This is a genomic window from Ruegeria sp. CK3 (assembly GCF_056536565.1).
Genome location: NZ_JBQFPV010000003.1, coordinates 371,288 through 379,520, shown reverse-complemented (window position 1 = coordinate 379,520; position 8,233 = coordinate 371,288). Strand labels below are relative to the sequence as shown.

Sequence of the window (8,233 nt, the reverse complement as noted above, 5' to 3'; positions counted from 1 at the left end):
AGCCGGCAGCAGCGCAACGATGGCCAGAAAGAAGAAAAACAGACCTACGATGACCACGTAGAAGCTGTTGAAAACCTCCAGAATCTGAGAGTTCCAGCTGCCCAGAGTGCTATTCGCATTCGCCGGAAAGATCAGCGCCCAAAGCACAAGGGCGACCATCACGCCCTTACTGATCAGCGCAATCGGAACGCTGTTATTCTCATAAAAACCGCTATCCGCGGTCTTAATGTCCAAATCCGTAAACGGTTCTTTAATCGACATCAATTTCCTCCCATTTTCACGTTTCTTGTAGACGTTTCGCACCGGAATAATCCGGCTTGCTGTCAGGTTATGTTCTTAAAGTGCAAGGACCAGACGATCGGATTTTGCTCTGGAAACACAGGTGCATAGGTAGCTGTTCGCGGCTTGCTCCTCGGGCGTCAGTATGCCGTCCCGGTGGTCCACCTCACCTTCGACGACGTCCACCATGCACGACCCGCACAGACCTTCAGAGCAACCGAAATCCACGTGCACCCCGTTGGTTCTGAGGACGTCGAGAATGGTTTCATTCTTCAACACCTTGTAGACGGCTCCAGTCGACTGGACCTCGACTTCAAAGCTGTCGTTGGGCGCGTGTTCGATATCGGAAGCAGCGGCAAAACGCTCAAAGTGGATGGCCCCTCCGCGTAGAGCGCTGCCAGACTCGAGGACCGCGTTCAGCATCGGTTCCGGACCGCAGGTATAGACATCAGCGCCCATCGGCATGGATTGCATGACGGCGGTCAAATCGAACTGCCCGTCTGTGTCGTCGCAATGCAGATGGTACCACTCATCCAGCCCCAAAGCGCGAAACTTGTCATCCATCGCGGCTAGATCTTTGGATCGGACCAAGTAATAGACCCGGAAATCCTGGCCCCGATTCAGCAGCTCACGCGCCATCGCGACCATCGGGGTGGCACCAATACCGCCCGCGATAAGAGTCACGTGGCGATCATGGCTTTCCAGTTTGAAATGGTTGCGCGGACCTCCGATGGCGAGTTCGCCCCCCTCTTCCAAGGCGTGCATGGCCAGCGACCCCCCGCGACCACTATCCTCGCGCTTGACGGCGACGTTCAGGGTGCGGCCGTCCTGGCTCCAACTCCAGAGAGAATACTGACGCACCAAATCGTCACCAAGGTGGATATCCACGTGCGCGCCGGGTTCGAGTCCGGTGAAACGCCCCTGTTCGATTTCGAAGCAGAAATCCGAAGTGTCCAAGCTGAGTTCAGTTTTTCGGATCAGACGCGCTTTCTGAGTGTTCATCGGGCTACTCACCTTATCTTTCGCCGAAAAGAACCGCAGAAAGGCGGTCGTTGTGTCGGCCTTGGTGTTGACTACTACCTGGCTTGGGTCGGGGCGCGCCTCGTAGGGAGGGCAAAGAACTGCAATACCGCCCTTCGAGAAAGGCGGAACTTTATCGGGCGCAAAACTGCAGAAAAAAAGATAGTTTTCAATTGCAATATTTTTCGCACTCAGGTGAAGGTAGCTCAATCAAAAACCTCAGAGCCACGTATCCCTCATGTCGCGACGCCACTACAATCTGCCTCCGCTTGCCTCGCTTTCTGCTTTCGAGGCCGCCGCCCGGCACCTCAGTTTCAAGGTTGCTGCAAGCGAATTGTCCGTCACGCCCGGCGCTGTCAGTCATCAGATCAAAGCATTGGAGACCGAGCTGGCATCCCCGCTTTTCATACGTAAACATCGCGGCGTTGAACTGACCGAAGATGGCGCAGCGCTGCTAGAGGCACTGGGAAGCTCTTTCCTGAAAATCTCAAAAGTTCTTGAACAGATTCGCAGTGGGGATTCCGACAATCATGTCACCGTGGGGTCCACAACAGCGGTTGCTGCCTTGTGGCTGTCCCCATCTGTTATTCGGTTTTGGCAGGACTATCCGCACGTAAAAGTGAACCAAATGGCCGAGGACACGTATTTCGCAGATCGCTCTGACGTGGACTTTTTCATTCGATACGGCAAAGACCCGAATGCCTCTCTGCCGCATACCAAGCTGTATCGGGATATCCTGACACCGGTTTGCAGCCCCGAACTGGCGGAAGATCTCAAAGGGGCCAACCTCCGAGACCTGACAGAACACCGCCTGATTCACCTTGCAACCAAACACAGCAACTGGACCACATGGACGGACTGGTTTCAGGCGTTAGGGTTTAATGAAAGTATTCAGACGCAGGCGCGTGTCAGCAGCTATGCTCTGGCCCTGCAGGTCGCCAGAAAGGGCGCTGGCGTCGCCCTCGGCTGGAAGCGTTTGCTAAAACCCATGCTGGATTCCGGAAAACTTGTGGCTTTAGAGGATTTCAACATACCTGCGCCGCATAACTTCTATCTGGTTGAACGGGAAAACGATAGCCTGTCAGAAGGGGCGCTGGCCTTGAAGGAATGGCTGCTGAATGAGCTTGAGGAGAATTCGGTTTAGCTCCCCTCATCTATCGGTTAGGATTTTTAGTATTGAATGCAGGGCCTCTGCGCTGCCAATGGAGACCAGAAAAACGCCAATTCAAAAGTCTTAGGAGTGACCGATGAACAAGCATGCACCGCTTTCGTCTGTTCTGACCCCGGTAAACACAGCAAAGGGGCTGCCGAACGCGCATTATATCGACCCTGAAGTGTTTACCGAGGAACGCGACTCGGTCCTGTTTGCGAACTGGTCCGGGATCGGCTTCGGCAAGGATATCCCTGAGGCAGGAGATGCCTATCCCATTGATTTTCTTGGCATGCCCCTGTTGATGGTTCGTGATCGCGACGGTCAGATTGGCGTGTTCCAGAACACCTGCCGCCACCGTGGCATGATCCTGGTCGACAAACCTCAGAAAATCCGCGGCGCCATCCGCTGCCCCTACCACAGCTGGTGCTACGGCCTGAACGGTGAGCTGCGCACGGCCCCTCATGTCGGTGGCCCCGGTCAGAACACCCACGAAGATCTGGATTTCTCGGAACTGGGTCTGATCCGCATCCGTTCCTATGTCTGGCGCGACGTGATCTTTGTTAACGTCGACGGCAACGCCCCCGAGTTCGAAGAGGCTCACGGTGAGCTGATGGAGCGTTGGAAAGAGTTCGAACAGCCCATGTATCACGGCGGCGCAGGCGCGTCGGTCCGGCTTGAGCTGAATTCGAACTGGAAACTGGCGGTCGAAAACTTCTGCGAAAGCTACCACCTGCCCTGGGTTCACCCCGGTCTGAACAGCTATTCGCGCCTGGAAGACCACTACAACATCAACGAGCTCGGCAAATACTCAGGTCAGGGCACCCTTGTGTATCGTCAGTTCGAAGGGGAAGACGGCTCGAAACTGGCTGATTTTGATGGCCTGAGCGAGAAGTGGCACGAAGGCGCGGAGTATATCGTGGTCTACCCCAACACCCTGCTGGGCGTTCAGCGTGACCACGGTTTTGCCTTCATCATCGACCCAATCAATCATGAGCGGTCGAACGAGCGGATTGAGCTGTATTATGCTCAGAAACCCGAAGACAGCCCCGAACATGAAGGCCTGCGTGCGCAAAACGCGGCGCTTTGGAAAACCGTTTTTGAAGAGGACGTCTTCGTGGTCGAAGGCATGCAGAAGGGCCGCCATGGCATCAAATTTGACGGTGGTCGCTTCTCGCCCGCAATGGACGGCCCCACCCATTGCTTCCACCACTGGGTCGCAACGCAGATCGAAAAGGCACGCGCGGAGGCATGACCACTTTTTTGAAGGACGGCTTGGCCAGGAATTTCCTGGCCGGGTCGTGGGTGGAGGGCGACAAGGGCGCCTCCATCGCGGTGGAAGATCCCGGCAATCAGGATCACGTGGCAGACTGCGCGCAAGCCGGTGAGGAATCGCTGGCTCAGGCGCTCGAGGCCGCACGCGCCTCATTCGATCACGGTGATCTGGCAGACATGAACCCGGCCGAGCGTGGCCGCCTGCTGATCCGCATCGCGCAGGAAATCCGCAACCTTGCGGATGAGGGGGCAGAGTTGTTGTGCCGTGAAAGCGGCAAAACACTGGACGCGGCCCGAGATGAGATCATCGAGGCGGCTCAGTATTTCGAATATTACGGCGGCGTCGCCGATAAGATCGAAGGCAAGTCGATCCCATTGGGCCCCGACTATGCTGATTTCACCGTATTTGAACCCTACGGCGTGTCGGCGCAGATCGTGCCGTGGAACTTCCCTGTTTCGATCGCCGGTCGTTCGCTCGCGCCCTCTATGGCGGCGGGGAACTCGACCATCATCAAATCGCCCGAGCTGGACCCGCTTGCGCTAGCGATGCTGGGCGTCGCCTTGGAGCGCGCCGAGGTGCCTGCCGGTGCGGTATCGATCCTGAACGGGATCGGCTCGGATCTGGGCGCGAAACTGGTGGCAAGTTCGCAGGTGGATCAGATCGTCTTCACCGGATCGGTGCCGACCGGCCAGCATATCCTGCGCTCGGCTGCCGACAACGTGGTGCCTTCGTTGATGGAACTGGGCGGTAAATCCGCAGCCGTCGCCTTTGACGACGCGGATCTGGATACGCTGATGTCCAGCCTGCAAAGCGGTATTTTCTACAATGCCGGTCAGGTTTGCTCTGCCATGGCGCGCGTGTTGGTGCATCGCTCGATCTACGATCAGGCTGTGGAATGCGCGGCTGCGCTGGCCAATGGCCTAAGCGTCGGCCACGGGCTCGAGAACCCTGATCACACTCCGGTCGTGTCCAGCCTGCAGCTGCAGCGCGTGGAAGAGATCACCTCAACCGCCCGTCAGGACGGTGCGCGGGTCGCAGCCGGTGGTGCGCGACTGGATCGCAAGGGGTATTTCATGGCTCCGACCATTCTGGCTGATGTCGACGCCGCCAGCCGCATCGCGCAGGAGGAGGTCTTTGGCCCCGTCACCTGCTTCACGCCCTTTGATACCGAAGAAGAAGCCGTCGCCATGGCCAATGGCACCGAATTCGGTTTGGTCGCGGGCATCTTCACGCGCGATCTCGCCCGTGCTCATCGGGTGGCGCGCAAATTGCGGGCAGGTCAGGTTTTCGTCAACGAATGGTTCGCCGGAGGTGTCTCAACCCCGTTTGGTGGCGTCGGCAAATCCGGCTTCGGTCGCGAAAAAGGGCTTGAGGCGCTCTACAATTATGTTCGCACCAAAAACATCGCCATTTCGCTAAAGGGATAGCCATGGATCGCGAAGCCTTAGACCGTGAACTGCTAGAGGCACATGCCAATTGCGACCAAGAGGCGCTTGTGCGCCTGTATACGATTGCCGCCGACGAACGAGAGCTGGCCCAGGACATTGATGCCGCCTGTTTCTATCTAACCCACGCCTTCGTCTTTGCGCTCGAATCCGGCCACCCAGAAGCAAGCAATCTGAACAAACGGCTGGCTGACTATGGCCGCGCCCACAGACTGGAGTTCTGAGCAATGTCGGCAAGGCACAAGTGAAATCATACGTGGTACTTTGCGGTGCCCCGTATCCCCAAGAAGTGAATGCAGGCTGTGTCTCTGGTCAAACCGGGTGCTCAGTTGACGCGTTTAGAACAGTTATGGGTCTGAATCGCCATATTCTTAACGAAAGACCGGTTCTGACATGACACAGCAAATCAGGAAGATGAAATGCGCGAAGAAGCACAGGCGGTAGTAATCGGCGGCGGGGTGATCGGTTGCTCAATCCTCTACCATTTGGCCAAATTGGGATGGTCCGATGTGGTCCTGCTGGAGCGGGATGAGTTGACCTCTGGCTCAACCTGGCATGCGGCAGCCAACATTCACGGTCTGCATGACAGCACCAATATCAGCCGCATCCAGCACTATACGATGAACCTGTATAACTCGCTGGAGGAAGAAACCGGCCAAAGCTGCGGTGTCTTCCAGCCCGGCTCGCTGTATCTGGCTCAGACTGAAGAGCGGGAACATCAGCTGAAGCTGCAGGCGGCCAAAGCCAAGCTCTATGGCATGAATTTCTATGAGATCAGCATTGAAGAGGCGCAAAAGCTGAACCCGCTGGTCAATTACGAAGGCATCCGTTGCGTGATGTTCGAGCCCGATGGCGGCAACGTTGACCCGTCGGGCGTGACCAACGCCTATGCGGTCGGTGCCCGCCAGCGCGGCGCCGAAATCCATCGTTTCACGCCCGTCACCGCGACCGAACAGCAGGAAGACGGCACGTGGATCGTCAAAACGCCCAAAGGTGACATCAAAACGCCTTGGGTCGTGAACGCGGCAGGCCTCTGGGGCCGCGAAGTCGCCAAGCTGGCTGGCATCGAGTTGCCGCTGCAGCCCACCGAACACCAGTATTTCGTGACCGAGGCGATGTCTGACGTCGAAGGCCACGGCACCCGCCTGCCCTCTGTCTCGGACCGCGATGGCGAGTACTATCTGCGTCAGGAAGGCAATGGCCTGCTGGTCGGGGCCTATGAAAAGGACATGAAATTCTGGGCCGAGGAAGGCACTCCGCTGGACTTCGCCCATGACCTGTTCCCCGACGATCTGGAGCGGATCGAAGAAAACATGATGAACGCGATCGAACGCCTGCCCGCCGTGGCTGAGGCCGGGATCAAGCGCGTCATCAACGGCCCAATGATCTGGTCTCCGGACTCCAACGTGCTGATGGGGCCGGTGCCCGAGGTTGATGGATATTTCTGCTGCAACGGCATTATCCCCGGATTCTCGCAGTCGGGCGGCATGGGCCTGATGGCGGCGCAGTGGATCATCGAAGGGGAAACCCAATACGATATGTTCGCATGGGATATGGCGCGCTTTGACACCTGGGCCACCAAGGAATTCACCATGGCCAAGGTGCAGGACCAATACGCGCACCGTTTCGCCATTCACTTCCCGAACGAAGAACGCAGCGCAGGCCGCCCTGCCCGCGTGCGCCCAATCTACGAGACGCAGAAAGCCATGGGCGCGGTCTTTGGCCTGAACGTCGGTTGGGAACACCCGCTGTGGTTCGCGGATGAGCCGGGGGTCGTCGATACAAACGGATTCACTCGTCAGAACTGGTGGGCCCCGGTTGGCGAAGAATGCAAGATGCTGCGCGAGCGTGCGGGGATCATCGATATTTCGAACTTTGCCAAATACATCTGCAAAGGCCCCGGTGCTGCGGATTGGCTAAATGCTGTCTTCGCCAACAACATGCCCAAGGCTATCGGCCGGTCGTGTCTAACGCCGCTGATCTCGAAACGCGGCGGTATTGCCGGGGACTTCACCGTTACCCGCGTGGCCGAGGATGAGTTCTGGGTCATTGGATCGGGTATGGCGGAACGCTATCACAAGCGCTTCTTCAAGCAGGTCCCCCTGTCCGAAGGCACCACATTTGAAAGCCACACCGAGGCCATGTGTGGCTTCAACGTGGCTGGTCCGCAATCGCGCGAGATCCTGCAGCGGCTGACCAACACGTCGCTGGCGAATGAGGATTTCCCATTCATGCGCTCGGCCAAAATCGAGCTGGCAGGCGTTGAACTTCTGGCCCTGCGTGTCTCCTTCACGGGCGATCTGGGGTGGGAGCTGCACTGCAAGACCGAAGATCAGGCGCGCCTCTACGATGCTCTGCTTGAGGCGGGCAAAGAGTTCGGAGCAGGCCCGGTTGGCAGTCGTGCCCTGATGTCGATGCGCGTTGAGAAGGGTTATGGCTCGTGGAGCCGCGAATACAGCCCCGAATACTGGCCGCATGAGGTGGGTCTGGACCGTCTGTGCAAGTTCGAGAAGGATTTCCTCAACAAAGACGTCGCCCAGAAAGTGCTGGAAAACCCTGCACGCGAACAGCTCGTCCTGCTTCATCTGGATGAGTCCGACGTGACGGCCTCCAACGCGGACGCTACTGGCGGTGAACCGATCTTCAAGGATGGCGAAGGCATCGGTCGCGTCACCTCGGGCACCTATGGCTATACCGTCGGTATGTCGCTGGCCTTGGGTTACGTCAAAAACGCCCAACCCGGAGACGAGGTTGAGGTGATGGTTCTGGGCCAACCCCACAAAGCCACTATCCTGCACGAGCCACCCTTTGACGCGGCGGGCAAAGTTCTTCGGGGCTAAAAGTCGAATAAGCATGCTTAAGCCAGTCCTGCTCTGGGCTGGCTTTTTCATTTCTGCACTAAAGTTGCGTGGCACTGCAAAGGCGCATTCAACCCAGCTACGCGCAAGCAAATTTTAGACAAGCAAATGGCCAGCACCCCAAATGCTGGCCATTTTCGAGTGAGTGATAGGCCCGAAGGCCTCACCGGTGAATCTCTTGTCTTGGACAAGTTATCAAGCGGGG

Annotated in this window: 6 protein-coding genes and 1 pseudogene; 5 read left to right on the top strand and 2 right to left on the bottom strand. The window is 57.5% G+C overall.

Annotation, left to right across the window (positions count from 1 at the left end; genetic code table 11):
- Together ACR0C3_RS05960 and ACR0C3_RS05955 are read right to left on the bottom strand one after the other, a co-directional pair.
- Positions 1-261, bottom strand: a pseudogene (locus tag ACR0C3_RS05960) (BCCT family transporter); the annotation flags it as partial.
- A 75-nt stretch (positions 262-336) separates the two neighbouring features.
- Positions 337-1,281 carry a PDR/VanB family oxidoreductase gene (locus ACR0C3_RS05955; protein WP_480757661.1) on the bottom strand — a complete coding sequence of 315 codons (945 nt, stop codon included), beginning with the start codon at positions 1,279-1,281 and terminating at the stop codon, positions 337-339.
- 256 nt (positions 1,282-1,537) lie between these two features.
- On the opposite strand from ACR0C3_RS05955, the gene ACR0C3_RS05950 reads away from it, so the two are divergent.
- The 5 genes from ACR0C3_RS05950 to ACR0C3_RS05930 all read left to right on the top strand — a co-directional run bounded on the left by ACR0C3_RS05950 (position 1,538) and on the right by ACR0C3_RS05930 (position 8,010).
- Complete coding sequence (locus ACR0C3_RS05950; protein ID WP_170641360.1) at positions 1,538-2,443, top strand: LysR substrate-binding domain-containing protein; 906 nt, start codon at positions 1,538-1,540, stop codon at positions 2,441-2,443.
- A 103-nt stretch (positions 2,444-2,546) separates the two neighbouring features.
- Positions 2,547-3,704 (top strand): aromatic ring-hydroxylating oxygenase subunit alpha, encoded by a 1,158-nt coding sequence (locus tag ACR0C3_RS05945; RefSeq protein ID WP_480757660.1) that lies wholly within the window; start codon positions 2,547-2,549, stop codon positions 3,702-3,704.
- The gene (locus ACR0C3_RS05940) at positions 3,701-5,152 is read left to right on the top strand and encodes an aldehyde dehydrogenase family protein (protein WP_480757658.1); all 1,452 of its coding nucleotides are present in this window, start codon (positions 3,701-3,703) and stop codon (positions 5,150-5,152) included. Before ACR0C3_RS05945 ends, ACR0C3_RS05940 begins: the two co-directional genes overlap by 4 nt.
- Positions 5,153-5,154: 2 nt before the next feature.
- Positions 5,155-5,394 (top strand): hypothetical protein, encoded by a 240-nt coding sequence (locus ACR0C3_RS05935; protein WP_170463900.1) that lies wholly within the window; start codon positions 5,155-5,157, stop codon positions 5,392-5,394.
- 195 nt (positions 5,395-5,589) lie between these two features.
- The gene (locus ACR0C3_RS05930; RefSeq protein WP_480757656.1) at positions 5,590-8,010 is read left to right on the top strand and encodes a GcvT family protein; all 2,421 of its coding nucleotides are present in this window, start codon (positions 5,590-5,592) and stop codon (positions 8,008-8,010) included.
- The last annotated feature ends 223 nt before the right edge of the window (positions 8,011-8,233 follow it).